Source organism: Mycobacterium marinum, assembly GCF_003391395.1.
GTDB classification, from domain to species: Bacteria; Actinomycetota; Actinomycetes; order Mycobacteriales; family Mycobacteriaceae; genus Mycobacterium; species Mycobacterium marinum.
In genome coordinates this window covers 426,262-452,480 of the sequence record NZ_CP024190.1, presented here as the reverse complement: position 1 = coordinate 452,480, position 26,219 = coordinate 426,262, and the positions used below count along the sequence as shown (strand labels likewise).

At 65.5% G+C, this 26,219-nt stretch carries 24 protein-coding genes and 1 pseudogene; 7 read left to right on the top strand and 18 right to left on the bottom strand.

The window, feature by feature from the left end; translation table 11 throughout:
- Window positions 1-7 precede the first annotated feature (7 nt).
- From CCUG20998_RS01995 to CCUG20998_RS01985, 3 genes are read right to left on the bottom strand one after another with little or no spacing between them, the layout of a single operon-like run.
- Entirely contained in the window at window positions 8-532 is a 525-nt protein-coding gene (locus CCUG20998_RS01995; protein WP_020731482.1) for a TIGR04338 family metallohydrolase, read from the bottom strand.
- Window positions 529-1,278, bottom strand: a complete 750-nt coding sequence (locus CCUG20998_RS01990; protein ID WP_020731481.1) for a DUF2786 domain-containing protein — start codon at window positions 1,276-1,278, stop codon at window positions 529-531. Before CCUG20998_RS01990 ends, CCUG20998_RS01995 begins: the two co-directional genes overlap by 4 nt.
- A gap of 46 nt (window positions 1,279-1,324) precedes the next feature.
- On the bottom strand, window positions 1,325-2,164 hold the full coding sequence (locus CCUG20998_RS01985; protein ID WP_020731480.1) for an alpha/beta hydrolase: 840 nt from the start codon (window positions 2,162-2,164) through the stop codon (window positions 1,325-1,327).
- Here CCUG20998_RS01985 and CCUG20998_RS01980 point away from each other — a divergent pair.
- From CCUG20998_RS01980 to CCUG20998_RS01960, 5 genes are all read left to right on the top strand, one after another.
- Window positions 2,112-3,257 carry a sigma-70 family RNA polymerase sigma factor gene (locus CCUG20998_RS01980; protein ID WP_099052681.1) on the top strand — a complete coding sequence of 382 codons (1,146 nt, stop codon included), beginning with the start codon at window positions 2,112-2,114 and terminating at the stop codon, window positions 3,255-3,257. The two genes, CCUG20998_RS01985 and CCUG20998_RS01980, sit on opposite strands and share 53 nt — an antisense overlap.
- Window positions 3,258-3,259: 2 nt before the next feature.
- Window positions 3,260-4,687 (top strand): alpha/beta hydrolase domain-containing protein, encoded by a 1,428-nt coding sequence (locus tag CCUG20998_RS01975; protein WP_020731478.1) that lies wholly within the window; start codon window positions 3,260-3,262, stop codon window positions 4,685-4,687.
- 199 nt (window positions 4,688-4,886) lie between these two features.
- Window positions 4,887-5,612 carry a pirin family protein gene (locus CCUG20998_RS01970; RefSeq protein WP_036457156.1) on the top strand — a complete coding sequence of 242 codons (726 nt, stop codon included), beginning with the start codon at window positions 4,887-4,889 and terminating at the stop codon, window positions 5,610-5,612.
- A gap of 49 nt (window positions 5,613-5,661) precedes the next feature.
- Window positions 5,662-7,035, top strand: coding sequence for a YhgE/Pip domain-containing protein (locus CCUG20998_RS01965; protein ID WP_020731476.1), 1,374 nt, complete (start codon window positions 5,662-5,664; stop codon window positions 7,033-7,035).
- Window positions 7,036-7,098: 63 nt separating this feature from the next.
- Window positions 7,099-8,226, top strand: coding sequence for a phosphodiester glycosidase family protein (locus tag CCUG20998_RS01960; RefSeq protein WP_015354187.1), 1,128 nt, complete (start codon window positions 7,099-7,101; stop codon window positions 8,224-8,226).
- A gap of 67 nt (window positions 8,227-8,293) precedes the next feature.
- Here CCUG20998_RS01960 and CCUG20998_RS01955 read toward each other — a convergent pair whose 3' ends face one another.
- The 13 genes and pseudogenes from CCUG20998_RS01955 to fadD5 form a co-directional block, all read right to left on the bottom strand.
- Window positions 8,294-9,109 (bottom strand): hypothetical protein, encoded by an 816-nt coding sequence (locus CCUG20998_RS01955; RefSeq protein WP_020731475.1) that lies wholly within the window; start codon window positions 9,107-9,109, stop codon window positions 8,294-8,296.
- Window positions 9,076-9,633: a hypothetical protein gene (locus CCUG20998_RS01950; protein ID WP_020731474.1), complete on the bottom strand. Its 558-nt coding sequence runs from the start codon at window positions 9,631-9,633 to the stop codon at window positions 9,076-9,078. Before CCUG20998_RS01950 ends, CCUG20998_RS01955 begins: the two co-directional genes overlap by 34 nt.
- A complete protein-coding gene (locus CCUG20998_RS01945; protein WP_020731473.1) occupies window positions 9,630-10,619 on the bottom strand; it encodes an RDD family protein in 990 nt (329 codons plus the stop codon). Before CCUG20998_RS01945 ends, CCUG20998_RS01950 begins: the two co-directional genes overlap by 4 nt.
- The gene (locus CCUG20998_RS01940) at window positions 10,616-11,419 is read right to left on the bottom strand and encodes a hypothetical protein (RefSeq protein WP_020731472.1); all 804 of its coding nucleotides are present in this window, start codon (window positions 11,417-11,419) and stop codon (window positions 10,616-10,618) included. Before CCUG20998_RS01940 ends, CCUG20998_RS01945 begins: the two co-directional genes overlap by 4 nt.
- Window positions 11,389-12,942, bottom strand: coding sequence for an MCE family protein (locus CCUG20998_RS01935; RefSeq protein ID WP_020731471.1), 1,554 nt, complete (start codon window positions 12,940-12,942; stop codon window positions 11,389-11,391). The genes CCUG20998_RS01940 and CCUG20998_RS01935 overlap by 31 nt, the downstream gene beginning before the upstream one ends.
- On the bottom strand, window positions 12,936-14,087 hold the full coding sequence (locus CCUG20998_RS01930) for a virulence factor Mce family protein (protein ID WP_036451768.1): 1,152 nt from the start codon (window positions 14,085-14,087) through the stop codon (window positions 12,936-12,938). Before CCUG20998_RS01930 ends, CCUG20998_RS01935 begins: the two co-directional genes overlap by 7 nt.
- 71 nt (window positions 14,088-14,158) lie before the next feature.
- Window positions 14,159-15,765, bottom strand: a pseudogene (locus tag CCUG20998_RS01925) (virulence factor Mce family protein).
- A complete protein-coding gene (locus CCUG20998_RS01920; protein WP_036456941.1) occupies window positions 15,762-17,327 on the bottom strand; it encodes a virulence factor Mce family protein in 1,566 nt (521 codons plus the stop codon). Before CCUG20998_RS01920 ends, CCUG20998_RS01925 begins: the two are co-directional and overlap by 4 nt.
- A complete protein-coding gene (locus CCUG20998_RS01915; protein ID WP_012392392.1) occupies window positions 17,324-18,364 on the bottom strand; it encodes a virulence factor Mce family protein in 1,041 nt (346 codons plus the stop codon). Before CCUG20998_RS01915 ends, CCUG20998_RS01920 begins: the two co-directional genes overlap by 4 nt.
- Complete coding sequence (locus CCUG20998_RS01910; protein ID WP_012392391.1) at window positions 18,361-19,665, bottom strand: MCE family protein; 1,305 nt, start codon at window positions 19,663-19,665, stop codon at window positions 18,361-18,363. Before CCUG20998_RS01910 ends, CCUG20998_RS01915 begins: the two co-directional genes overlap by 4 nt.
- A 4-nt stretch (window positions 19,666-19,669) precedes the next feature.
- Window positions 19,670-20,539, bottom strand: a complete 870-nt coding sequence (locus tag CCUG20998_RS01905; protein ID WP_012392390.1) for an MlaE family ABC transporter permease — start codon at window positions 20,537-20,539, stop codon at window positions 19,670-19,672.
- Window position 20,540: 1 nt separating this feature from the next.
- Window positions 20,541-21,317 (bottom strand): MlaE family ABC transporter permease, encoded by a 777-nt coding sequence (locus CCUG20998_RS01900; protein ID WP_015354177.1) that lies wholly within the window; start codon window positions 21,315-21,317, stop codon window positions 20,541-20,543.
- A 242-nt stretch (window positions 21,318-21,559) separates the two neighbouring features.
- On the bottom strand, window positions 21,560-23,209 hold the full coding sequence (gene fadD5 / locus CCUG20998_RS01895; protein ID WP_020731468.1) for a fatty-acid--CoA ligase FadD5: 1,650 nt from the start codon (window positions 23,207-23,209) through the stop codon (window positions 21,560-21,562).
- 159 nt (window positions 23,210-23,368) lie between these two features.
- Here fadD5 and CCUG20998_RS01890 point away from each other — a divergent pair, with 159 nt between their 5' ends.
- Window positions 23,369-24,061, top strand: a complete 693-nt coding sequence (locus CCUG20998_RS01890) for a GntR family transcriptional regulator (RefSeq protein WP_020731467.1) — start codon at window positions 23,369-23,371, stop codon at window positions 24,059-24,061.
- Between the two features lie 24 nt (window positions 24,062-24,085).
- Here CCUG20998_RS01890 and CCUG20998_RS01885 read toward each other — a convergent pair whose 3' ends face one another.
- Both CCUG20998_RS01885 and CCUG20998_RS01880 read right to left on the bottom strand, forming a co-directional pair.
- Window positions 24,086-24,526: an SRPBCC family protein gene (locus CCUG20998_RS01885; RefSeq protein WP_015354174.1), complete on the bottom strand. Its 441-nt coding sequence runs from the start codon at window positions 24,524-24,526 to the stop codon at window positions 24,086-24,088.
- 72 nt (window positions 24,527-24,598) lie between these two features.
- A complete protein-coding gene (locus tag CCUG20998_RS01880; protein ID WP_036456938.1) occupies window positions 24,599-25,072 on the bottom strand; it encodes an acyl-CoA thioesterase in 474 nt (157 codons plus the stop codon).
- Between the two features lie 38 nt (window positions 25,073-25,110).
- On the opposite strand from CCUG20998_RS01880, the gene CCUG20998_RS01875 reads away from it, so the two are divergent.
- A complete protein-coding gene (locus CCUG20998_RS01875) occupies window positions 25,111-26,217 on the top strand; it encodes an alcohol dehydrogenase catalytic domain-containing protein (RefSeq protein WP_036457152.1) in 1,107 nt (368 codons plus the stop codon).
- The last annotated feature ends 2 nt before the right edge of the window (window positions 26,218-26,219 follow it).

Below are 26,219 nucleotides of genomic sequence, written 5' to 3'. Positions count from 1 at the left end.
GACGAACTCACCGCACACCCTCTTTCGCGTACACAACCCGCAGCACGTGACCGAGTTCGGGCCCCATCACCAACTCGGCCAGGGTGCACATCGTCGCCACGAACTCCGGGCCGTGCGGCGGCGGCACCTGACACAGATGATGCGCCACTTCATGCAGCACCACCAGCTCGCGCATCGCCCAATCGCCGGCGCCACGGCCGGGACCAGCGCCGGGAACAGCAATGGTTCCCACGCCACCGCGGTTTTCGTAGTGCGCCGCGGTGGCCGCCTGGCGCGCCCGCACCCGCAGCGTTGACACGGCGGGCCAGCGTTGCCGCACCGCGGGCAGCCCCAGCACGGAATCGACATAACTCTGCACCGACGACACCGACGCAAACCGGCCTTCCGGCGGCAGTGTCAACTGCGTTCCGAAGAACTCCACGCTGGGTGTGCCGTGTTCGGCGGCACGATCGAACAGGGTCCGGACGAACTCCTCGGCCGCGTACACCTTGGCACGCTGGAAGTCCCTGTTGGACGACTCCGCCGCTGTCACCGATCCAGGGCGGTCCTCGCCCCGGGCAGTTCGGGGCTTTGCCCGAGCCGCGCCTGGCGCCCGGCCCGGTCGCCCGCGCGCCGCGCCGCCGATGAATACCCGGCAGAGGCCCTGGTGGCCCGCCAGGTACCACGCGCCTGCGACGCACTGCGGTAATGGTCGCGCAATTCAAGTTCCTTGTCCCGCAGCGCGATCTCGGTGCCCGGCGCCCGGCTTCGGTCCATGGCAACTTCGGTCTTCGCCTGCTCGCGCGCCTCGGCCAGGCGCTGACCGACCCGCGCCCCGAACGCCAATTGAAAGTTGAGCCGGGCGGTGATCGTCGGGGTGGGCCGGTGCGCGCCCGTGGCCAGATAGCTATCCGACGCCCGCACCATCTGGACTACCAGGCTGGCGTACAGCGCGTGGGTCGCATCGATGTCCTCGGTGAACCCATAGGCGTAGAGGAACGTCGAATTCGTTGCGATGTCACAACGCACGTCATTTGCCGCGCCGATGAGCACGAACAACTGGGCATAGGTCCGCAGACCGCGGGTGCCCGCCGTCCCGATGGTGATGGTGCGCTGGGTCGGCGCCGAAGCGGCGGATCGGTGGGCCGAATGAGAGCGGGCCACGGCCAGGTCGATGGAGGCCGCGGTGGCCAGCCGTTGGGCAGCGCTCATGAAAGCATCGGCTTCGTGGGTGTTGTCGGTGCCTTCGGCCTGACGCAGCAGGGCCGCGATACGGGCCAGCATCTTGTCGTCGGTCATGGCGCCAAACTACGGACGTGCTCCGACTTTTCCGGGTCCATGCGGTTTACAGCCGCGCAGTGATCCAGGAGACCACATCGTCGAGCACCTGATCACGCTCCGGCTCGTTGAAGGCCTCGTGGTAGAGCCCGGGATACTCCTTGAGTTCGACGTCGCCGGATCCGACATGTTCAACCAGGCGACGACTGCCCTCGATAGGAATCAAACGGTCATCGGTGCCGTGTATCACCAGCAGCGGCGCCGTCAAGGCTGGAGCCCGCCGGGGCATGGTCTCCCCCACCTGCAGCAGCGCCCGACCGATTCCGGCCGGGACTCGACCGTGGTAGACCTGCGGATCGTTCTGGTAGGCCGCCACCACCTCCGGATCGCGGGATATGGCGGTGAAGTCCAGTTCCTGTACCGGCAGCCCGGGCACCACCACGCCAAGAACTTTGGCGGCCGCCGCGATCACCGGTGACACCAGATCCTGGGCCGCCACCGCCGGCGCCGAGAGCACCATCAGGTCGTAGTTGTCCGGGCGCTCGACGCCGTAGGCGAACACGATCCCGCCGCCCATGCTGTGTCCGAGCACGATGCACTTCAGGCCCGGGTTGTCCCGGGTGGCGATGCCCACGAGGGTGTCGAAGTCGGCGGTGTACTCGGAGATGTCTCGAACCAGCACCCGCTTGCCGCCGGAGCGGCCGTGGCCACGGTGGTCAAGGGCATAGGTGACCAGCCCGGCCGCTCCCAACCGTTGGGCGACGTGATCGTAACGGCGGGCATGCTCACCCAGCCCGTGCGCCAGCACGACGACCGCCTTCGGCGCGGTATCCGGCGTCCAGACGTCGTAGACGATGTGCACGCCGCCGACACCGTCGAAGGTCCGTTCAGTGCGGGTCGTATTCATTACCGGCAGCGTAGTTGCTCGAGGACTGGGAATGTCAGCGACTCTGCGTAGGCTCATTGACGTGAGTGCGCTCGCCGGGAACTCCACGCAGAACTCCATAGCGAACTTCACCGCCCCCACCGCCGAACGCGAGCGGCCGGCCGGCGACGAATTCGCTGTCCACGCCGAGCCCTACCGGCGTGAGTTGCTGGCGCACTGCTACCGGATGACCGGGTCAGTACATGACGCCGAGGATCTGGTGCAGGAGACGCTGCTGCGGGCGTGGAAGTCTTACCACCGCTTCGAGGGAAAGTCCTCGCTGCGGACCTGGCTGCATCGGATCGCCACCAACACCTGCCTGAGCGCGTTGGAGGGTCGGCAACGCAGGCCCTTGCCGACGGGGCTGGCGGCCTCGGGTTCGGATCCGACGGCACCGCTGGTCGAGCGCGCCGAGGTGCCCTGGCTCGAGCCGTTGCCCGATTTGATGGCCGATCCGGCGGATCCATCGGTGATCGTCGGCTCCCGGGAATCGGTCCGGTTGGCCTTCGTCGCCGCGTTGCAGCATCTGTCTCCCCGGCAACGAGCGGTGCTGCTGTTGCGAGACGTGCTGCAATGGAAGGCCGCCGAGGTGGCCGAAGCGATCGGCACGACCACCGTCGCCGTGAACAGCCTGCTGCAACGGGCCCGGGCACAGCTCGAGACCGCCCAGCCCAGTGTCGATGACGGACTGGTCGCACCCGATTCGCCGGAAGCCCAAGACCTGCTGACTCGCTACATCGCCGCATTCGAGGCCTACGACATCGACCGGCTGGTGGAGATATTCACCGCCGAGGCGATCTGGGAGATGCCCCCCTACGCCGGCTGGTATCAGGGCGCGCGCGACATCATCACGCTCATTCACCAGCAGTGCCCGGCCGAATGTCCCGGCGATATGCGACTCATTCCGTTGGTCGCCAACGGCCAGCCCGCCGCGGCCATGTACATGCGGGCGGGTGAGACCCATGTGCCTTTTCAGTTGCATGTGCTGGATATGGTTGACGGCCGAGTGTCACATGTGACGGCCTTCCTGGACGGCTCACTGTTCCCGAAATTCGGCCTGCCGGCTTCGATTTGACGATGGCCGGTTCGTTGCGCGTCGCGCCCGTGCCCGGCAAGCCGGCGCTGCTGTTGGGCGCCTTCGATTTGGGCGGGCTGGGCTACGTCGCCGAGGAGTTCTTCGTTTCCGGAACCGCGCATTCCTATGTCCCCGCGGCCGAGCTCGGCGCCGATGGCCGTTGGGACGTAATACCGGCGGAGACCGCCGATTACACGACCCGGATGGTGGTGCTGACTCCGGCGGATCCGGCCAGGTTCAACGGCACGGTGCTGCTGGAATGGCTCAACGTCAGCGGCGGCATCGACGCTCCAGCGGTATGGATGATGGCGCATCGCGAAATTGTTCGCGCCGGATACGCCTACGGTGCGATCTCGGCCCAACGGGTCGGCGTCGAAGGTGGCCCCAGCCTGCTTGGCGCGGACCTGTCACTCAAGAACCAAGACCCACCGCGCTACCGATCCCTGCACCACCCCGGCGACGCCTTCTGCTACGACATCTTCTCCCAGGCCGGCGGACTGCTCCGGGATGCCGATCGTCGTGACCTGCTGCGCGGTCTGCGCCTACAACACCTGGTGGCCATGGGCGAGTCCCAATCGGCGATGTTCTTGACGACCTACATCAATGCCGTCGACCCGCTGGCCGAGATCTACGACGGATTCCTCGTGCATTCGCGATTCGCGTCCGCCGCACCGCTGGACGGCGGCTCCGTATTCGAGGAATCCGAAACACCACAAGCGGTCACCTTCCGTCCGGATCTTCGGGTCCCACTGATCACGATCATCACCGAAACCGACCTGTTCGGGGGTGTGCGCCAGGGTTACGTCTACGCGCATCAGCCCGACAATCAGTGGCTGCGGGTCTGGGAGATTCCCGGGGCCGCTCATGCCGACAACTACACGATCCAGGTCGCACCGATCGACACCGGCGACGCGCCGCTGGACGCGATCGTGGCCGCCTACGCGCCGACCGACACCCTGATGGGGCGCCAACTTGACTACTACATCAACTTTGCGCCGCAGCACCACTACGTGGTTCAGGCGGCGGTGAGCGCGCTGAGCTCCTGGGTCCGCACCGGCGAGCCGGCGCCCCACGCGGCTCGCATCGCGATGCACGACAGCGATCTGCCCCGGCCCGTGCTGGATCGCAACGGCCTGGCCACCGACGGCATCCGAACCCCGTGGGTGGATGTGCCGATCGCACGGACATCCGGCCACGGCGCCCAGGACAGCATCATGGCCGCCATCTTCGGCTCCGGCGAACCATTCGACGCCGCCACCTTGGACCGGCTCTATCCGGGCGGAGCGCAACAGTATCTCGACAACTTCAGCGCCGCGCTGGACCGGGCAATCGAAAGCGGATTCATCTTGTCGACCGACCGTGACGAGATCCTCCAACTCGCGACCGCCACCTTCCCCGGCTCCGGATCGCAGCGCCCAACGCGCCGCTAGCGTCGGGCGCATCGCCGGCCAAACCGTCGGGCAGCAAACGATATTGATGCCATTCCCGCGGCGCTGCGGCAGCACGCGTTCACCGGAAGGAAGGGCGGTTCGACTGAAGTGAATCTGAATCATCCACGGCAACAAATTGATTCGACGCACGATGCGGGGCGGACGCGCGGGGCCCCTGCACCGGATTACTGTGGAGACCATGCCCGCCACCGTGCAGATTCGGCGCGCGGCCGACCGGGCCGTCACCACCACATCCTGGCTGACGTCCAAACATTCGTTCTCGTTCGGCGACCACTACGACCCCGACAACACCCACCACGGCTTGCTGCTGGTCAGCAACGATGACGTGGTGCAACCCCGAAGCGGCTTCGACACGCACCCGCATCGGGACATGGAAATCGTGACCTGGGTACTCGAAGGCGAACTGACACACCGGGACTCCACGGGCAATCACGGCGTGATCTATCCCGGCCTGGCCCAACGCATGTCGGCGGGCAGCGGAATCCTGCATTCGGAGACCAACGATTCGCAGTCACAGCCGGTGCACTTCGTGCAGATGTGGGTCGCGCCCGACGAGACGGGCATCACACCGAGCTACCAACAGCGTGAAATCGATCACCGGCTGTTCGACGGCGGCCTGGTCACCGTCGCCTCGGGTATCCCCGGCCAGGACGCCGCGATCACCCTGCACAACCGCCATGCCGCGCTGCATTGTGCGCGGTTGCGCCCGGGCGACACCATTGACCTGCCGTCAGCCGCCTACCTGCACTTATTCGTTGCCCGGGGACGGCTCGGACTAGATTCATTCGGTGATGTGAGCACCGGAGATGCGGTCCGCTTCACCGGCGTCGAGGCGCCGCGCCTGAGCGCGCATGCGCCCGCGGAGGTATTGATCTGGGAGATGCGCTCGATCCTGGGCAGCTGAGGATATCCAGCAAGGCCACATAGAGTGGGCACGACAGACAGGAGCCCACATGTCTCAATCGCAGCCGCGCCATGCGGCGCCGAACCCCAAGCGAAGTATCAAGTCGCTTCGGACCGTGCGGTTCTGGACGGCGCCGGTCGTCATCACCCTGGCCCTGATGTCCGCGCTGGCGGCGCTGTACCTGGGCGGAATCCTGAACCCGACCACCAATCTGCGCCAGTTCCCCATCGCCTTGGTCAACGAGGACGCCGGGCCCGCCGGCAAGCAGATTGTCGACGGCATCGTCGCCGGATTGGACAAGAACAAATTCGATGTCCGGGTGGTCGACCACGAACAGGCCCAACGGCTGCTGGACCGGGCCCAGGTCTACGGCTCGGCGGTAATACCGCCGACCTTCTCCTCCCAGCTGCGCGACTTCGCGGTAAGCGCGGTCCAGCCCGGTTCCACCGACCGGCCCGTGATCACCATCTCCACCAATCCGCGTGCCGGCACCCTGGGCGCCAGCATCGCCGGCCAGACCCTGACGCAGGCGATGGCGGCCGCCAATAGCAAAGTCGGCGAACGTGTTACGGCCGAGGTGGCGGCGCAGACCGGCGGCGCGCCACTGTCCGGCGCATCGGCGCTCGGGCTGGCCAGCCCCATCGACGTCAAGACCACCGTGTACAACCCGCTGCCCAACGGGACCGGCAACGGCTTGTCGGCCTTCTATTACGCACTGTTGCTGCTGCTGGCCGGCTTCACCGGCAGCATCGTGGTGAGCACCTTGGTGGACTCACTACTGGGATACGTGCCGGCCGAGTTCGGCCCCGTCTACCGCTTCGCCGAGCAGGTCAACATCTCGCGATTCCGCACCCTGTTGCTCAAGTGGGGATTGATGACGGTGCTGGCATTGCTCACCTCGGCGGTCTATATGGCCATCGCCCATGGGCTCGGCATGCCCATTCCGGCGGGCTGGAAGTTATGGCTGTACGGGGTGTTCGCGATCACCGCGGTGGGCGTGACGTCCAGTTCGCTGATCGCGGTGCTGGGCTCCATGGGCCTGCTGGCCAGCATGCTGGTCTTTGTCATCCTCGGCCTGCCGTCGGCCGGCGCCACGGTCCCACTGGAGGCGGTGCCGCCGTTCTTCCGCTGGCTGGCCAAATTCGAGCCGATGCACCAGGTATTTCTGGGCGTGCGATCGCTGTTGTATCTCAACGGTCAACCGGAATCCGGGTTGTCGCACGCGCTGTTGATGACGGCGATCGGCCTGGTCATCGGCCTGTTGCTAGGTGGCCTCACCACCCACCTCTATGACCGCAAGGGCTTCCACCGGATTCCCGGCGCGGTGGAGATGGCGATTGCGGCGGAGCACCAAGCGCAGCATCAGGCCAAGGAGCGCGCCCGCGACCGTGATTCAACTGAAAGCTTAAGCGAGGAAACGTAATTAGGGTGCGGCCGTGCCGTCACCCCGCTGTGACTTTTGTTGACAGTGGGGCGGATGTGTCTGATGCTAGGGGGGTTGCTCCTCGACCTGGGCCGAAAGGGCTACCTCGTGCTGACGGCATTTGCCAGCCTGCGCCGACTCACGGCCTGCTTTGCCGTCCTGGCGGTGTGCGCGACGTTGGCCACCACCACAGGACGGCCGCTGGCCCGCGCCGCTGACGGACGCGAGATGCTCGAGCACGCCATTGCCACCACCCGGGGCTCCTATCTGGTCTACAACTTCGGCGGTGGCCATCCCATGCCGCTGCTCAACGGGGCCGGCCATTGGTATGAGATGAACAATGGCGGGCATCTGATGATCATCAAGAATGCATCGCAGCGGTTGCAGCCGCATCTGTTGGTTGACACGCACACCGGCGACCAGGCCCGCTGCGAGCGCAACCCGGGGGCCCGCACCAGCGAAGGGCTATGGCAGGCGTCGGAGATCTACCCGCCACTTCAGGCGTGGCAGCGGATGGGACAGCCGACCATTGCCATCAACGCCAATTTCTTCGACGTGCGGGGGCAAAAGGGCGGTTCGTGGCGGACCACGGGTTGCAGTTCGCCGCTGGGCGCCTTCGTGGACAACACCCACGGGATGGGACGCGCCAACCAGGCCGTGACCGGCACCGTCGCCTACGCGGGCAAGCAGGGACTGTCCGGCGGAAATGAGGTTTGGACGTCCCTGACGACCATGATCATTCCGGTCGGCGGCGCACCATATGTGTTGCGCCCCAAGGGTAGGCAGGACTACGACCTCGCCACCCCGGTGATCCAGGATCTGCTCAACAAGAATGCGAAATTCGTCGCGGTCGCGGGCATCGGCCTGCTGTCCCCCGGCGATATCGGACAGCTGCACGACGGCGGCCCCAGTGCGGCGCGGACGGCCCTTGCCTACTCCAAGCCGAAAGACGAGATGTACATCTTTGAGGGCGGCAGCTACACCCCGGACAACATCCAGGACCTGTTCCGAGGCCTGGGCAGCGACACTGCCATCCTGCTCGACGGCGGTGGGTCATCCGCGATCGTGTTGCGCCGCGACACCGGGGGCATGTGGGCCGGGGCGGGAGCACCGAAAGGCTCGTGTGACACCCGCCAGGTCCTGTGCGATTCACACGAGCGGGCGCTGCCCAGCTGGCTCGCGTTCAACTAGCCCGCCGCGCCAGCACCTGGCCGTCACGTTCACGTTCACCGTCGGCCGTCGGTCAGCCGCGGGTGGACTAGACCCGCGGTGTCAGGTCCAGTGAGGTGATGGTCGTCATCCGGGTCACGAACCAGCGGGACCGGTCCCGCTTCATGATCAGCCGATAGGACAGGTACTTCATCGACGGGATGTTCTTGGTGAGCGGGCTGGTCGTCGTGGTGTTGGTGTAGACAATCGCGATGGCGTTCGGGCCATCCAGCGATTCCACCGCTACCCCGGTGACCTCGGTGTTGTTGGTGATCTTGGCCTGCTTGTTGGGCGCCACGATGGTGTCGACGAACTTGCGGTACTGGGCTCCGAAGTCGCCACTGAGATAGGTCGCGGCGCGATCGGGCAGGCCATCCATGTTCTCGGGGTTGTAGGTCCACAACGTGGTGATCGCGTTCGCGGCGGTGCGGGCCACGTTGAGCTTGATCGCCACCACCGCCCGATCGGCCAGGTAGGGCTGCACGGCGGCACCCGCGAATGCCGCGGAACCCACAAAGAGCAGCGCAGTGATCGCCGCGCCCACCGCCGCTAGCCGACGGCCGGTCAGTCTCTTGGGGCGGGCCCGGCGGGCCGCGGCCTTGCCCTTCGCGCCATCCGCTTCCGCATCCGCTTCCGAATCCGTATCCGGGTCGGTGGAGTCGGCGCTGGCTTCGCCCGTGTCTTCCACGGAATCGGTCGTGGCCTCGTCGTCAGCGGCCCCCTCGGCGGGCTCGGCCTCGGCGGCCGGCGTCTGGACGGCCTCGTCCGGTTGAGCTTCGTCGTCGGATGCCGCGGCAGCAGCCTCGGTCTCGCCGTCGGAGACGGCGTCGGTCAGATCACCTGCAGCAGGTTGCTGATCTTCCACTGATTCCCTTCCCACTTTGCCGTGGCAGCCCAGCGATTCGTGTTCTCAAAGACCTGTTTGCCATCCGGTGACTTGGAGGTCACCTCGGTAGCCACCAGCACGTTGGCGCTGCCATCGTCATTCCACCGCTCCACGCCGGCATCCAGCACGGTGCCGGTGGCCGGCTCGGCACGGGCGATCTGTATCAGGATCTCGTTCGCCTTTTCGCGGTACTGCTTGGCGAAATCGCCGGTCGCGTGCGCCAGTATGCCCTCGATGTACTCGTTGGCGTGATACGGATCGACGGAGGTGAACTCGCTCATGAACGACTTCACCGAGTTGACCACCTCATGGTCTTTCCTGGCGGCGTGGTAGCGCGAGACGTGCGAGGCGAACATCAGACTGCACACGGTGATCGCCGCCGCCATCAGCACGGCGGCGGCGGTGGCCGCCAGTGGCAGCCCCCACTGTCGTTTCGGCACCTCCGGATAGGACGCAACCAGTAACGAGGCCTCGCCGGGAACAAACTTGCGCCGCGGACTCATTTCCCATTCCCAGGGGGTTTGGGCTTGGTCAGGACGGTGAGATCGTCCACCCGCCACTGGTTGGCCCCGTCTTTGGCGAAGCTCACCCGCACGGTTGCGCTGATGTAGCGGATCTCGGGTGGGCTGCCTCGACGGCCCTGCATGAACATCAACATGGTGGCGTGATCGGGCGTCGCCGCCTGTATCGAGCTGTCGGTCACCCAATACTCGTTGAGGACGGGGTGTCCCTTGGCCACGGTCTCCTGCTGAACGGCCAACTGCTCGCGGTACTTGTCGGTGGTCAGCGACCGGGCGCGGGCGAAGTCCTCTTGCAGCGTGCTCGGGTCGTAGGTCAGCATCTGTGCGACGATCTTCGGCCCCTGCGTCGCGATCTCCGCGCGGGTTTGATCGGTCGCCTGGTCCCTGCCGTAGACCAGGCCGTAGCTCAGCGCGGAGCCGCCGACGCACAGCGCCGCGGCGGTGAGCAACGCCGCCACCGTCCACTGCCTGACGTGGGCCGGGCGCTGCTCGGGATCGCGGTAGCGAACCTCGGTGCGTAGCAGCAGGTCGGCGAACGTGCGCCGCCGAGAGTCCCACAGCGGCCACAGCCACCCGATCAACAGCGGAAGGGTATCCAGCAGGTGAGCCAGGTCTCTGACCAGCAGCAGCCACGGTCCAAGGGCATCATCGCCGTCGTGGCTGTCGCGGCGCACCACCGTGATTCCGCACAGGGCCCGTCCCAAGCTCCAGCCAAGGATCGGCGGCAGCAGCAGCCGGTTGGCCGCCATGACCAAAACGACCAGCGCCAGAAGGGAGACGCACACCCACCACCAGACGCTGTCCGGCGGCACAGTCTCGGCGACCAGCCCCAACGTGGCCACCACGGCGGCACCGGACAGCACGTCGACGGCGAAGGCTCCCAGCCGCAGATGCCAGGGGGCGAGAACCTTCTGGGGTAACTCTGCGACGACGTCCGTGGTCTCGATCTTGTCGACCACCACCGTCACTTCGCCACCTGATCAAGCTTGGAGATCTTGTACTGCCCTTCGGTGGGCGTCATCCGCACCCGCAGCCGGTAGCCGGTCTCCTGATTCTGGTCCTGATCGTTGGACATCTTGACGCGCAGCGCGACCAGCACGTCCACCGAGCCGTCCGGGTTGTTGCGCTCAACGGCTGCACGCATGTCGGTCAGTTGCACGTGCACGTTGGCGGCCTGGTAGGCCTGCACCAGCATGCTGCTGTAGAGCACGGCCTGAGAGCGGTACTGATCGGTGCCGCAATCGATGATCTTCTGCTCACTGGCGGCCATGGCGCTGGTGTCGGGGGCCTGGGTAGCCGCGACACAATCCTTCGCCGCCTCCAGGGCCGCCGCATCGTTGCGCGCAATCACCTGGCTCTCCTGGTGCGAACGCAGCGCCAGGTAGCCGCCGGCGCCGATGCCACCGGCGGCCAACAGCAGGACCGCGCTGATGCCCACCAGCCAGCCCCGCCCCAGCCGCGAAGGTCTGCGCTCGACACCGGGCTCGACAGCCTGGCCATCGCCGGACTGCTCGGTGTCATCGGCTTGCTCTTGGGCAGCGTCGTCCGATTCGGCCGCGGCCTCGGGTTCGGCCGCGGCCTCGGGTTCCGGTTGGTCAGTCGAATCCGGTGCGGCCTCGGATTCCGCTGAATCCTCGGTCGTCACGTCGTGACTGATCTGTACGGCTTCGGCCTCAGATTCCGACGAATCCTCAGCTGTCGCCTCGGTACGCAACGAATCATCCGCGTCGGTGGGGTTCAGCCGGCTGGCGCCAGCATCTCCTTCCATCCGTCGTCTCCTGTTTTGGTCGAGTTTTCGACGGAGTATTTGACTCCGTCGGGCCCTACCAGTTCACCGCTCTGGGGACTGTAGACAGCCGTCGGGGGGCCCGGAGTGTAGACACACGGGTTGGGCTGCTGGCCGTTGCACTGCACCGTACCCGATCCCGGTCGCTGCAGCGGATCGCTGATCGGAGGTGGCGTTCCGCCCGGAGGCAGCTTGTCCGCCGGTGCCGGGTTCATCCCGTTGTTCACCGATGGCGCCTGCGCCACCAGGCCGGGCTTAACCGGCTGGTCGCAGCGCGCGCCGGGCGCCGGGCAGGTCAGCAGCTGGTTGGGGTCGCCGTACCACGGGTTGGTACCCGCCGGAACGTACGGCTTGGGGTCACGGCACTCACGCGGGGTCGCTGCCCGCTTGCCGGGGACGTCCACACACGGGATGTTGCGGGAGCCGCGCACACTGTTGGCCGGCGTGTCCATCGGAATCTTGCAGTAGGTGCCCTTAGGCAGCGGCTGCAGGCTGGTGTCGGCGAAGGAACGCCACTGCTCGGCCGGGATGAAGCCGGTCAGACAGGGTGGTGGCTGGTTGATCGCCAGCGCCATGTCCAGGGCGGCCATGTTCGGGAATGGCGCGGCCACCGTCTGGGCGATCGAGGCACCCTGCGGCAGGAATACCAGCACCTGCTCTAGGCCCTTGTGGTAGCGCTTGAGCAGGTCAAACACCACTTCCAGGTTCGCCAGCGTCTGCGGCAGCGAGTCGCGCACGTCGCTGAAGACCGAGTTGAGCTGGTCGGCGGTGGGCGCGGCTTGAGAAAGGATGCTCTTCACGTTCTGGTCCCGCTCGGCCGTCTGGGTGGCCAGGACGTTGAGGTTGTGCGCCCAGCGCGAGATCGCATCGCCCGAGTTGACCTGACTGTCCAGGATCGGGCCCGAGTTCTGGATGATGTCGTTGACGTCGTTGATCTGGGTGTGGAAGTCCCCGACGATCGCCTGCGTGGCGTCGACCAGCCGCTGCAGGGCGGGCCCCAAGCCGCCGACCGCTTGCGCGGTCTCATCGAGCAGCACCGGGATCTTGTCTGCCGGCAGCACCTCGAGCCCGCGGTTGGCGGTGTCCAGCGCCGGACCGATTTCGCTGGGTACCGTTCCCTTGGTGATGGTCTGCCCGGGCGAGAGGAACTTCGCGGGGGCGCCGCTGGACACCAGGTCCAGGTACTGCTCACCGACCGCCGACACCGAATGCACGTTGGCGGAGGCGTCGACCGGGATCTTGTAGCGGCTGTCGATGCTCATCGTGGCTTCGACACCGGTTGCCGTGGGTTCGACGCCGGTCACCTTGCCGATCGTGATGCCGCGATAGGTGACGTTGGCCGTGGGATACAAACCACCCGAGGCCGGCAGCTCGGCCTTGAGCGGGTAGCGCCCCACCCCCAGCAACGCCGGGATCTGCAAGTAGTAGACGCCCAGGACCAGCAGCGATAGGACGGTCAGCGTCCCGAACATGATCAGCTGGCGCTTGATGAATGGAGTCAGCACTGCCTGTCACCCCTTTCCACCAGCGGACCGCCGGGTGCGTCGTTCGGGTTCGGGGTGTACCGGACGTCGGGAATCATCGTCTCCGGGTCACGGCCGAACGACTGCTCCAGGGCGCGCAGCGCGCCGGAGAAGCCGGTACCGGTGAGCACCGCGTTGTCCATGGCGCTGAACGTGACGTCCAGGGTAGCCGAGACGTTCTGATAGTCACCGCGGAAGATCTTCGGCACGGCGTCGATGTCGAACGGCTGGGTAAGGATCAGCTTCAGGGCCCCGATCAGGTACTGCGAGCCGCGACCGAGTTCCTTGAGCGGACACTGCAACGACTGCAGATCGGTGTGCAGGTTGCCCCGCGCCTCCGACAGGTAGCGGCCGGTGACGTCGCTGAGCTGTCCCACCGAGTTCACGGCGTTGATCAGCAGATCGCGGGTGTCAGCGAAATGCTTGATCAGCGGCGGCAGATCGGTCAGCGCGCGATCCACCACGTCGGCCCGGCCGCCCACGTAGGCCATCAGTCGGTTGGTGGAGTCGATGGCGTGAGTGATGTCATCGCGTTGCTCGTTGAGCTGCCGCGTGAACGTGTCAAGCCTGGTGAGGAAGCCCCGGATCTGATCACCGCGCCCGTGGAAGATGTCGTAGACCTCGTTTTGCAGCACTTCCAGGTTGGGGATGCCGCCGCCGCGCAGGATCAGCGAGATGCTGGCCAGCGTTTGCTCGGTATTCGGGTACGCCGAGGAATTCTTCAGCGGGATGGTGTCGCCGTTCTTGAGTAGCTGCGACGACGGGTTGGGCGGTGCGGCCAACTCAACGTGCTGGGAACCCAGCAAACTGGTCTGGCCGATCTTGGCGAGCGCGTTCTTGGGCAGCTTGACGCCCTGGTCGATGCCCAACGTCAGGGTCGCCACCCAGTTCTTGAGCTGGATGTTGCGAATCGACCCTACGGGCACGTCGGCAACCATCACCTTGCTGTTGCCGTTGATCGCCAGGGTGTCGGGCACCTGCACATAAACGGTGTAAGACCCCTTGCCGGTCCCCGGCGCACCCGGGATCGCGACATTGGAGATGCCACGCCAGCCACAGGAGCTCAGGACCAGCGCCACCATCAGCAGTGCCAGGCCCTGCCAGGCCCGGCGCGATACCGCGCGCATCGCGCCGACACCGCGTCTGGCGGCCGATTGCTTCGACTTACCGATCGCACCCATCACGCTCACGCCGCGCCTCACTGTCCTGCCCCTGCCTCAGCGGGCAAAGGTGCTCCAACTGGTGCCGGTGCCGGTCCGGGCGCCGGTGTCGGGGCGACGGGACCTGGGATCACTTCCGGACCCGGCGGCGGTGGCTGTATTGGTACCGGAGCCTGCAAGCCGATCGGCGGCAGCACCGGGTACTCGTCGTAGGCGTTGGGCGGTCCGGGCGGTGTCTGCAGGGTCGACTGGACGGCTCGATGTCGGGGCCACCCATCAGCTCAGAAAGCGACTCGGGAGTCATCAGGCTCGCCGTGATCGGCCCGACCTGCTGGCCCTGCATTCCCGGAGCGACGATCCAGCCGGGTTGGGTGTTGCGGTGCGACAGCGGAGTGTCCGGCACCCAGATGCCCGGAACGGTCGTGTCCTTGTATCCGTTCGGCGGCTGCAGCCGGGGCTCGGAGTAGGCGACCTGCTTGGGCAGCACCTCGGCGGTGTTGAACGCGTTCAACCCGAACGGGAAGTAGTTGAACTTGATCGCATCCAGCACGGGCGCCAGATACTGCGCACACAGCTCGGCGGACTCCTGGTAGCCGAGCCGGCTGCCGGCCTGAATCGAGCTGCAGACGAACTGCATCGGGTTCGCGAAGGACGTGATTTCCGGTACGGCGACAACCGAACCGTGCGCCGGGTGGTAGATCTGGTTCACGTTCGACGCGGCCGTGGGAAGCACGTGCAACGCCGTCTCCAGACCGTTCAACGGGTCAGGCTGCAGGAGCGTGTTGGTCGCTTCGGCCAGGTTGTTGACGTCGTAGGTCAGCACTTCGCGGTTCTTGTCCAGGAACGGCCGCACCGTCGACAGCAGGCTGTCGAACTGCTGCAGCGCATTGGACAGGTCGCGGTCGTAGCCCACCAGCCGGCCGGTGACGTCGGCGAGGTTCTGGTTCAGCGCCACGAACTGTTTGTCGTCCTGGTGCAGCGCGTTGACGAACAGCGCCAGGCTGCGTACCACCGCGAAGAAGTCGCCACGGCCTTCGTTCAGCGCGGTCAATGCCCGCGACAGGCTGTCCAGCGTGGTGTTGATCTGCTTGCCCTTGCCCTCCAAGCCGTTCGCGAAGGATTCGAGAACCTCGCCAAACGGCCCGGTCGGCTGATCCTTGGTGGGGCCCAGCTTGTCGATGATGTTGGTGATGCTGTTGCGCAGCTCATCCCACTCAACGGGCACCTGGGTGCGTTCCAGCGGGATCACCGCGTTGTCGGCCAGCACCGGGCCACCCTTGTAGGGCGGCTCCAACTGGATGGTGCGCGATGCGACCAGGGTCGGGTTGAGGATCACCGCGGAGGCGTTGGCCGGCACCTTGTACTTGTTCTGGTAGTGGAAGGTGACCTTCATCTTGTCGCCGGCCGGCTCGATGTTGTCGATCTTGCCTACCTGCAGGCCCATGATCTGGACCTTGTCCCCCGGGTAGAGGGCATTCGCACTCGGGAAGTAGGCGACCACGGTGTTGTTGGTCAGCTTCTGATACAGCTTCAAGCCGACGAACGCGGCAACCAGGCCGAGCACCAACACCAGGGACCCGATGATGACGGTCGCCCGGGAAACCTTGGGTAGCCGGATGTTGCGGATGTCAAAGATGGTGCTCAATTCTGGCTACCTCCCGTCGCACCACTACCTCCCGTGCCACCTGGGGTGATGTACGGGTCGGGCAGCTGCGGCCCGGGCCCAGGCGGTGCGGGCGGACCCGGCGGCAGCCCGGGAGCGAACGTTGACGGGGGTGGCGTCGGCCCGGCCGGTCCGACCGGCTCGGTGCGGGCACCTGGCGGCGCATCCGGCGGCAACGGCACCGGGGTACCGGGAGCATCCGGCGCGGGTTCGCCCGGCCGCCCGGCGATCGGAATACCCGGCGTCGGCGGCAGGCCGTTCGGATTCGGCGGTGACGACTCGACACCGTCCAACGGAGCCGGGAAGCCGAACCCACCGAACGGACCTTCCAGCACACCCGCGCAGGGCAGCGGGTTGTCCGGCCGGGGCAGCGCGTCGGCGGCCGGCGTGTACGAGCAGGGTGATCCGGGTGGCACCGCGGGAAGCGGGTGGTCCGGGGTACCTTCGAGCACCCGAGGTCCCGGGGGCGGAGCGCCGTTGGGGAACCGAGTGCCGTTGGGGTCGGGGAACCGGTACTCCGGCAGCCCAGCACTGCGCCAGAAGTCCTCTGGGGACAGGCCACGCTTCTTGAACGCCGCATCGATGAACGGCTGCAGGATCTGGCCCGGGACCAGGTTGTGAATGACGACCTTGAAGAACGGGCCCGACGCGATGGACTCGTTCAGCGATGGCAGGAATGCGCCGACCATCTCAAGGCCCTTGGCGAGATCTTCTTTGCGTTCGATCAGGACGTCGCTGACCGTGCGCAGTTGTTCAAGCACGTGATTGAGGTTGGGGTTGTCGTTGATCAGCCCCTGGACCTGCGCTGAAAACGATGCGATGTTCCCCAGCAGCGCGTCGATCGCGCGGCCACGTTCGTTGAAGGCGACCAGCAGGGTCTTCGCGTTCACCAGCAGCCGGTCGACCTGGGCGCTGCGGTCCCCGAGGACGCTGGCCACTTGGTTGGCCTGGGCGAGCAGGTGCTTGAGCTCGTCGTCGCGCTTACCCAGCGTGTCGGAGAACTTGGCGACACCGTCGAGCGCGGAACTCAGGTGCGGATAGGTCTGATCGATCGTCTCCGACAACACGTGCAGCGACTTCTTGACCGTGTCGATGTCCCAGCCGGTGGCGGCCCGGGTGACGTCGAAGAATGCGTCGTAGATCTGGTACGGCGTGGTGCTCTGGCCCAGCGGCAGCGTGCCACCCGGCCGCAGCGGCTGGTTGCCGCGCGCCTCGATCTCGAGGACCTTCTTACCCAGAATCGTGTCGGTACGGATCGACAGCCGGCTATCGGTGCCGATGGTGTTGGTGCCGATCGAGAACTTCATGACGATGTGGTCACCGTCGATCCGCAGGCCCTCGACCTTGCCGACGTCCAGCCCGGCGATGCGCACCTTGTCGCCGTTGTTGATTCCGCCGGAGTCGGTGAACTGCCCGTAGTAGCTCGGCCTGGCGAAAATCATCGGCACGCTGGTGAAGCTCTGACCCACGCCGACGACCACGAGCATCACGACGATGCCCATGAGCCCGATGCGAAGCCGGTTGGGGGGTTCTAGTGTCCTCATTGCGGTGCGCACCTACCCGTCGGTTGCGAGAAAAGTCGAACCGTTCGGACGGGCCCACCAGGCTGCAGCCCGTTGATCTTGAGGCTGATGTCGCAGGAGTAGAAGTTCACGAAGTCTCCATAGGACCCGATCGCGCGCCCAATCATGTTCAATGCCGTCGGCACCTTGTGCAGGAAGTCTGCGAGCTCTTGGCGCTGGTCGATCAGCGGCTGCTGAACGGCGTCCAGGTAGTTGACCGTCTTGTGCAGCAGCGCACGGTCCTCACCCAATAGGTCGGCCACGGTTCCGGCCGCGTTGCTGACATGCGCGATGCCACCGGAAAGATCGTCGCGGTGCTCGTTGAGCCCGGTGATCAGCACCTCGAGGTTGTTGACCGTCTGATCGAAGTCCTTGCGATGCCGCACGGTCGCGTCCAGGACGGTGTTGAGGTTCTTGATCACCTCACCGATCGCCTGGTCGCGCTCAGCAAGCTGCGAAGTCAGCTGAGCGGTTTGGTCGAGAATGTCGTTGATGGTGCCGCCTTGCCCCTGAAATACGGTGACCAGGGCCGAGGCGATGGTGTTGACCTTGTCGGGGTCCAGCGCCCGGAACACCGGCTTGAAACCACCGATAAGGGCGTCAAGGTCCAGCGCCGGCGAGGTCCGCGACAACGGGATGAAGCCACCCGGCGGCATGATTCGATCCGAGCCGTCGCCCTCGCCGCGTTTGAGCTCGAGGTAGCGATTGCCGATCAGGTCGAGGTAGCGGATCTGCGCGCTCGTCGACTGGTACAGCGGCACCGATCGGTCGACGTCGAAATTCACCCGCACCCGTTTGCCGCCGTCGATCAGCGATACCGACTTCACCTTGCCGATCTCGACCCCGGAGGCGCGAACAAACTGGCCCGGCCGCAGACCACTGGCATTGCTGAACTCGGCCGAGTACGCATACGTGCGGTCAAAGCGGATCTGACCGAACACGATGATGATCATCACGCTGAAGAGCATCAGCACCAACGAGAAGATGCCGAGTCTGATTGCAGTACCGGTGATTTTCATGGGTTGATCGTGTAATCCCCTACTTGACGGCCCCAGACATATTCCAGTACGAAGGGCGAACCGGTCTCCAAGTGGTTGTAGGGCGCAAGACTGTTGCCGGTGTCCATGACCAGCTCCGGCGCGGGCCAGAAGTCATGGGTGATGCTCTGCCAGCAGCCCGGCGCACCCCCAGGCCCGCCGTGCGCATTCACCCGTGGCAGGTTCTCTGGATAGATGTAGGGGTTGGGCGCCCCGCCGACCAGACCGGCAGCCAGGCCACCGACCTGCGAGATCAGCAGGGGCACAAGTGAGGCGGGGTTGAGCATCATTCCCAACGCGGAGAGCGGCGTCGTGTGGCTGTTCAGCGAGTAGCCGTTGCCGCCCAGGAACTTGTAGGCCTGCGGCTCGACGTCGTGGTAGTTGCGCAGGGTGCAGAACAACTCCGGGCTGTAGGTATCCAGCAGCTGGGCGCTTGGCACCAGGTCGGCGGCGCCGCGCGCCAGATAGGGTCCACCCCGCTCGAAGACGTCCGCGCCGGTGTTGCCGAATCCGACCGCCGCCAACAACGCCGCGTCCAAGTCGTGCTGCTGGGCATTGATGGTGCGTGCGGTCGGCACGGAGTTGTTGAGAAAGTCGAACAAATCCGGTGCGGCGTCGGCGTACACGTCACCTAGGGCCGCCAACTGTTGGATGTCGCGCCGCGCCTGAGGCATCTGCGGATTGATGTCGTCGAGGATCTCGTTGCCGTTGGCGATCGCCTCGCCGAACCGGTTACCCAGCCCGGTGAGGGCTTCCGCGGCGGCGCTCAGCGTCAGGTTCAGCTTGACCGGGTCCACCTTTTCGGAGATCGAGGTCAGGGTCTCGAACAAGGTGTTGATTTCGGTGGTCACCGCCGAGGCGTTGATGACGCTGTGGGCCGAAAGCTTCTTGTTCGACGGATGTTCCGGCGTTGTCAGTGACACGTACTTGCCACCGAACACCGTGGTCGCCTTGATCTGCGCGTCCACGTTTTCCGGTATCAGCGGCAGGTATCGCGGATAGACGTTCAAGACGAATTTTGCTGCCGGCTTGCCGTCCCTGGTGATCTCCGAGATGGTGTCCACTCGCCCGATCTGGACCCCGTTGTAGGTGACCTTCGAGCCCGGATCCATCACCAGGCCCGCGCGCTCGGAGAACATGGTCAGCTTGACCTTGCGATCGAAGTCGCCACGGAACTGGAGGTAGACCAAGGACAAGATGAGCAGGCCGACCAAGAACAGGGCGATGCCCGCGATCTTGTACGGCGGTTCGTTGACCTTGTTGAGCTTGCCCGGTTTTGTCATGGCGCTACACCGTCAGTGCGAAGTTGGGGTTGACGCCGTAGAGCGCCAACGCGGCACACAAAACAACAACATTGACCGAGACCAGGGAGAAACGCATCGAGCGCCCCACCGCCTCGCCCACACCCACCGGTCCACCGCCGGCGTTGTAGCCGTAGTAGCAGTGCGTGACCATGACGATCGCCGCGATGATGATGGCCTCCAAGAATGACCAGAAGACGTCGTCGGGACGCAGGAACGTCCGGAAGTAGTGCTCGTAGGTGCCCGACGACTGTCCGTAGAGCACCGTCGTGACCATCTGCGGGGAGAAGAACGACATGATCATCGCCAACGCATACAGCGGGATGATCACCACCAGGCCGGCCATGATGCGAGTGGACGCCAGGTAGGAAATGGACTTGATGCCCATCACCTCCAGGGCATCGATCTCCTCGCTGATCCGCATGGCTCCCAGCTCGGCCGTCGCGCCGGCGCCGACGGTGGCCGCCAGCGCGACCCCGGTCACCACGGGACCGGCGATACGCACGTTGACCAGTGCGGAGAAGAACCCTGTGAACGCCTCCACACCAATGTTTCCCAGGGACGCAAAACCCTGGATGGCGATCAGCGAGCTACCGGAGAGCGTCACGAAGCCGACGATCGCGGCGGTACCGCCGACGACAGCCATCGCGCCGGTACCCATGCCGATCTGGGCGATCAGCCGCAGAATCTCTTTGCGGTAGTAACGCAGCGCGTGACCCGACTGCCCGAGGCTGGTCAGAATGAACCACGCCAGGCGCCCCGATTCATCGAGTCCCCGGGTGACCGAGCCGGCGTAGCGATTGAAGTTCGCAATCGCCCTCGGGAAGCGGGCCCGCAGTACTGCGGCTGTCGACATGTCAGTGCCCCGTCCCGAATCGCACGCCGATCGTGGTCAAGATGACGTTGACCGCGTAGAGCGCGACCACGCACAACACAACTGTCTCGTTGACGGCGGTACCCAGACCCTTGGAACCGCCGCGCACCGTCAGCCCGCGGTAGCACCCGACCAGCCCGGCGATCAGGCCGAACGTCGCCGCCTTGACCATCGCGATCGTCACCTCGGGCATGCCGGTGATGGTGGTCAGCGTGGCCAGGTAGGCGCCGCCGTTGATGTTCTGCAGGTAGACACCGAACAGGTAACCGCCGACCAGGCCAACGGTGATCACCAGGGCGTTGAGCAGGGTGGCGACGAAGGTCGCGGCGATGACGCGCGGCACCACCAGTCGGTGGATGGGGTCGATGCCCAGCACTTCCATCGCGTCGATCTCTTCACGGATGGTGCGAGCTCCCAGATCGGCGCAGATGGCCGTCGAGCCGGCACCGGCCACCACCAGCACGGTGGTCAGCGGGCCGAGCTGGGTGACCGCACCGATCGCGGCACCGGCGCCGGAGATGTCGGCCGCACCGAACTGGGCGAGCAAGACGTTCAACGTGAAGATGAGCAGCACCGTCAGCGGGATGGAGACCATGATGGTCGGCAGCAGCGCCACCCGCATGACGAACCAGCACTGCAGAATGAGTTCCCGCCACTGGAACGGCCTACGGAATAGCGCCTTTCCGGTCAACACACACATCCGGAAGAACCCGCCGACCATCGTCAGCGGTGTCTCTAGCTGGTCGCGAAGGTAGCCCATCAGGTGGGGGCCAGAAGACGTCGTCACCGTTGCCCCTTCCCGATAGGAGCACGCGGATCGCGGCTACACGGCCGATCTCGTCGCACGCCTCCTCCTTGCCCCGTCCCTAGGTGTGTGACCGACGGCTCACTACCGGCAGGCAGTAACCGAGACCACAGGAATGTACCTGATGCCTGTCTACGTGTGAACCGCATCCACACAATTAACACATCGTCTGCAACCAGCGAACATTTTCGACCTTCTTAGCTTCCCTCTCTAGATTGAAATGACCTTGACACAGAACGGCTTTCGGAGTAGGCGCCTACTCCGTAGCGCAAACGCAATTCAGTTTTGAGCACCTTCCCGGAAGGGTTTCGCGGTAGTGCGTCTACAATCTCGAGCGCCTTCGGGTGCTTGTAACGCGCAAGCCGCTCGGTCAGGTACTCACCTAAGTCTTCGATGCGAAGGTGGTCTTTCGTTACAGCCGCGACCGCTATCGGTACCTCGCCCCACTTTTCGTCGGCTCGGCCGATCACCGCGACCTCGACGATGCTGGGGTGACTGGCAAGCACGTTCTCCACTTCGGCGCAGTAAACGTTCTCTCCGCCGGAGATGATCATGTCCTTCTTGCGGTCCACCACCCAGACGTAGCCATCCTCGTCCATCCGGACCAGATCCCCGGAATGAAACCAACCGCCGGCGAACGCTTCTGCGGTCGCTTCCGGGTTGTTCCAGTATCCGCTCATCAGTGTTGGTGCCCGGTAAACGATTTCGCCGACCTGACCGATGGGCACGTCGTTCATCTCGTCGTCGACGACGCGAGCGGAGACGGTCGGGATCACTTTGCCGACCGAACCTCGCTTTCGGATCGCATCTTCGCCGAGCAGCATGCAGGTGACCGGAGACATCTCGGTCTGACCGAACGCCGCCATGATCTGCGTTCCCGGGAAAACCTCTGACATCTGACGCAGCAACGCATCCGGTGCCGGTGCGGCCCCCCACGACATCACCCGCAAGCTCAGTTCACGTGGCCGGGCTTGTTGTTCCGCGCAGACGGCCTGCCACTGGGCGGGCACCAGAAAGATGCCGCTGACCCGTTCGGCCTCCAGCACGTCGAGCAGCTGGCCGGGGCTGAACGCGCCCAGTGGATAGATCACGGTGGGGACGCCGAGCAGCATTCCGCTGAGCATGTTGCCGATCCCGGCGATGTGGAAGAACGGTACGCCGATGAAACCCACGTCGCTGTTGATATTGGCGCCGCCGGTGTAGAGCGCCGTCATCACCTGGCCGGTGAGGTTCGTGTGTGTCAGCACCGCGCCCTTGGGCCGGCCGGTGGTGCCGGAGGTGTACATGATCAGCGCCGGCGAGTCATTGGGGATGTCGACCGGTTCGGGTGGGTCCCCGGTCTCACTGATGAGCTCGTCGTAGCCCACCACGGTGGGATCGGATGCGCCGCCGGCTACCACGATCGTGCTCAGCGCGGGAGCGATCTCGCGGACGCCCACGGCGACCTGGGCCAGCACTTCTTCGGTGATGACCAGACGCGGTGCGCAGTCCTCCACCAGGAACGCAATTTCGGACGGCGTGAGCCGGAAATTCAGCGGAACCGCGATGGCACCCAGCATGTTGGCGGCCAGAACAGACTCGACGAACTCGGTGCGGTTGAGCATCAGGATCATCACCCGGTCCCCGAAGCCGACCCCTCGGCGGCTTAGGGAACCGGCCAGCGCGGCAACCCGATATCGCAGGTCAGCCCACGTCACGGTGTGACCGAGGTACCTGATCGCGGTGGCCCGCGGCTGCATCATGGCATGCCGCTCGAGTTGGTTGACCCAGTTCTGCCGGCGAGCCAAATAAGGCTGCTCCAGGGCGTGAGCGGCCTGCGGCAGGTGGCTGGCCAGTTCCGCGGTCAACTATGCAGTCCCTTCACTTGCGCACCGCTTGCGTCAGACTGATATTTGATAAAACATGGTGTTGCCTGGGTCACATTAATGTGCCCGGCGGCCCCAAACAAGACCCGAGACAAGACCACGCAAAGCCCCGCCACGCTCCGGAAAGACCTGGCAGGCCGTATGAACATACCGCTGTCCGCGCGTCGCAAAAGCCGGCGGCCACTACGCCGCGCGCAGTTGTCCGACGAAGTCGCCGGCCATCTGAGAGCGGCCATCATGTCCGGAACCTTGCGACCGGGAACGTTCATCCGCCTCGATGAGACCGCGGCCGAACTCGGGGTGAGCATCACCCCGGTTCGCGAAGCCCTACTGAAGCTGCGCGGTGAGGGCATGGTGCAGCTGGAGCCGCACCGTGGTCATGTGGTGTTGCCGCTGACCCGCCAGGACATCGACGACATCTTCTGGTTGCAGGCCACCATCGCCCGCGAACTTGCGGTCACCGCCACCGAACGAATCAGTGAAATCGACATCGGGGAACTCGAGCACATCAACGATGCGCTCACCGCGGCGGTCGGGGCCGGCGATACCGAGGCGATCGCCGCGCTGGAATTCGCGTTCCACCGCGTCCTCAACCAATCCAGCGGGCGGATCAAGTTGGCCTGGTTTCTGCTCAATGCCGCGCGCTACATGCCCGCGCAGCTCTACGCCAGCGACCCGCAATGGGGTGCCGCAGCGGTGGACAATCATCGGCAATTGATCGCGGCATTGCGGCGCCGCGATACCGCGGCGGTGATCGAGCTCAGTGTCTGGCAATTCACCGATGCCGCGCACCGGCTGACGCAAATGCTGGAGACCAACGGAATCTTCAACTGACCCCGTAGAATTCCGCCGAATTTTCTAGCCGGCGGTCAATTGTTCGGCACGCAATTTGAGATTTGCGGCGAGTTGCTCGAGCACATTGTTGAGTAGCAGCTTCACCATCGGCGGCGGCACCGGCATGCTGGGCTCGACGTCAATGTCCACCGTCAGCAAACTGGCGGCACCGGCTTCCACCACGCTGAACAACTGCTCCTGCTTGAGGAACAAATCGCCCTGCTGCATGACGGTTTGAATCTGATTCTCGCCCGGGTAGTACACGGCGTGGATGTAGACGCCCTCGAAGCCTTGAACCGAGGCGTCAAGCCGCACCTGGCTGGGACGGCCGTCGTCGTAGCGAGCCAGCACCCAGGCCCCTTTGACCCCTTCGTTCCATTCGGGGTACCGCTCGATATCTGCGACGATCCCCATGATCGATCCGGCGTCGGCGCTGACTTCGACGGTCTTGCTCAAAACTGGCATTGGCGAAGCATACCTGGGCACTCGGCAGGCACCGGGCGTGCAGCCAGGCCGGTGATTAGGGTGTGCCGGTACCTAATTCACGCACGCGGTGGCCAGCAATGTGCGGATGGTCTCGGGGATCGGAACGGGTTTGCGGCTGACGCGGTCAACGTAGACGTGCACCCAGTGCCCCAGCGCGGCGATCGGCCCCGGCCCAGCCGGTCCCTCCCCGGCCTCGGGACTGGCGTTGAACACCGCAAGGCGGTAGGTGACGCTGCTGCGGCCCAGCCGCGTCACCGCCAGACCCACCACGAGCTCTTGCGGGAAATGCAGTTCGGAGAAGTAGCGACAGCCCGACTCCGCGACGATGCCCAGCGCGGCGGTGGTGAGCGGGTCAAGGCCGGTGCGGGTGTTGATCCAGGCGTTGATGGCCGTGTCGAACAGCTGGTAGTAGACGGCGTTGTTGAGGTGGCCGAACATGTCGTTGTCGGCCCAGCGGGTGAGCACCGGCCAGAGCACCGGAAAATCACCGCTGGACAGCTCGTCCGGGGACGGCCCCGCAGGCACCGATGGAACTGGGACTTCAGCCATGGTTGTATTCCAACATGATTCATATCCGGGGTGCGGTCCTGGAGCGAATCGGTTCGCCCCGGCCGTACGCCCAATCTCGTCCCATCAGCGTCGTCGATCTCGATCTCGATCCGCCGGGCGACGACGAGGTGCTGGTCCGCATCGAGGCCGCGGGCGTGTGCCACTCCGACCTGTCGGTGGTCGACGGCAATCGGGTGCGGCCGGTGCCGATGCTGCTGGGCCATGAGGCCGCCGGAATCGTCGAGCGGGTCGGCGACCGGGTCGACGATCTGGCCGTCGGCCAGCGGGTGGTGCTGGTGTTCCTGCCGCGCTGCGGCCACTGCCCGTCCTGCGCCACCGAGGGCATCACCCCCTGCACACCGGGCAGCGCGACCAACGCCGCCGGAACCTTGCTCGGTGGCGGCATCCGGATCAGCCGTTCTGGGCAACCCATCTACCACCACCTCGGCGTCTCGGGTTTCGCGACACATGCCGTGGTGAATCGGGCCAGCGCGGTTGCGGTGCCCGACGAGGTGCCCCCGCAGGTGGCCGCACTGCTGGGATGCGCGGTGTTGACCGGCGGAGGCGCGGTGCTCAATGTCGGCAAGCCGGTCGCCGGGCAGTCGGTCGCCGTCGTCGGGCTCGGGGGGGTCGGGATGGCCGCGGTGCTCACCGCCTTGACTCGGGACGGCGTCGCGGTATTCGGCGTCGACCAATTGCCCGAAAAACTCTCGGCCGCAAAAGCCCTCGGGGCCAGCGCCACCTATACCCCACAGCAGGCCGCTGCCGCCGGCGTGAAAGCCGACGTGGTGATCGAGGCGGCCGGGCACCCGGCGGCGCTGGAGACCGCGATCGGGCTGACTGCACCCGGCGGCCGCACCGTCACCGTCGGCCTGCCCCCGCCGGATGCGCGGATCAGCGTCGCACCGTTGGGCTTCGTCGCCGAGGGGCGCTCACTCATCGGTAGCTACCTGGGCTCGGCGGTCCCCAGCCGCGACATCCCGCGGTTCGTGTCGTTGTGGCAATCCGGACGCCTGCCGGTGGAATCGCTGGTGTCCGCGACGATTCGGCTGGACGACCTCAATGAGGCGATGGACCACCTGGCCGACGGCACCGCCGTGCGTCAAATCATCGTCTTCTGAAC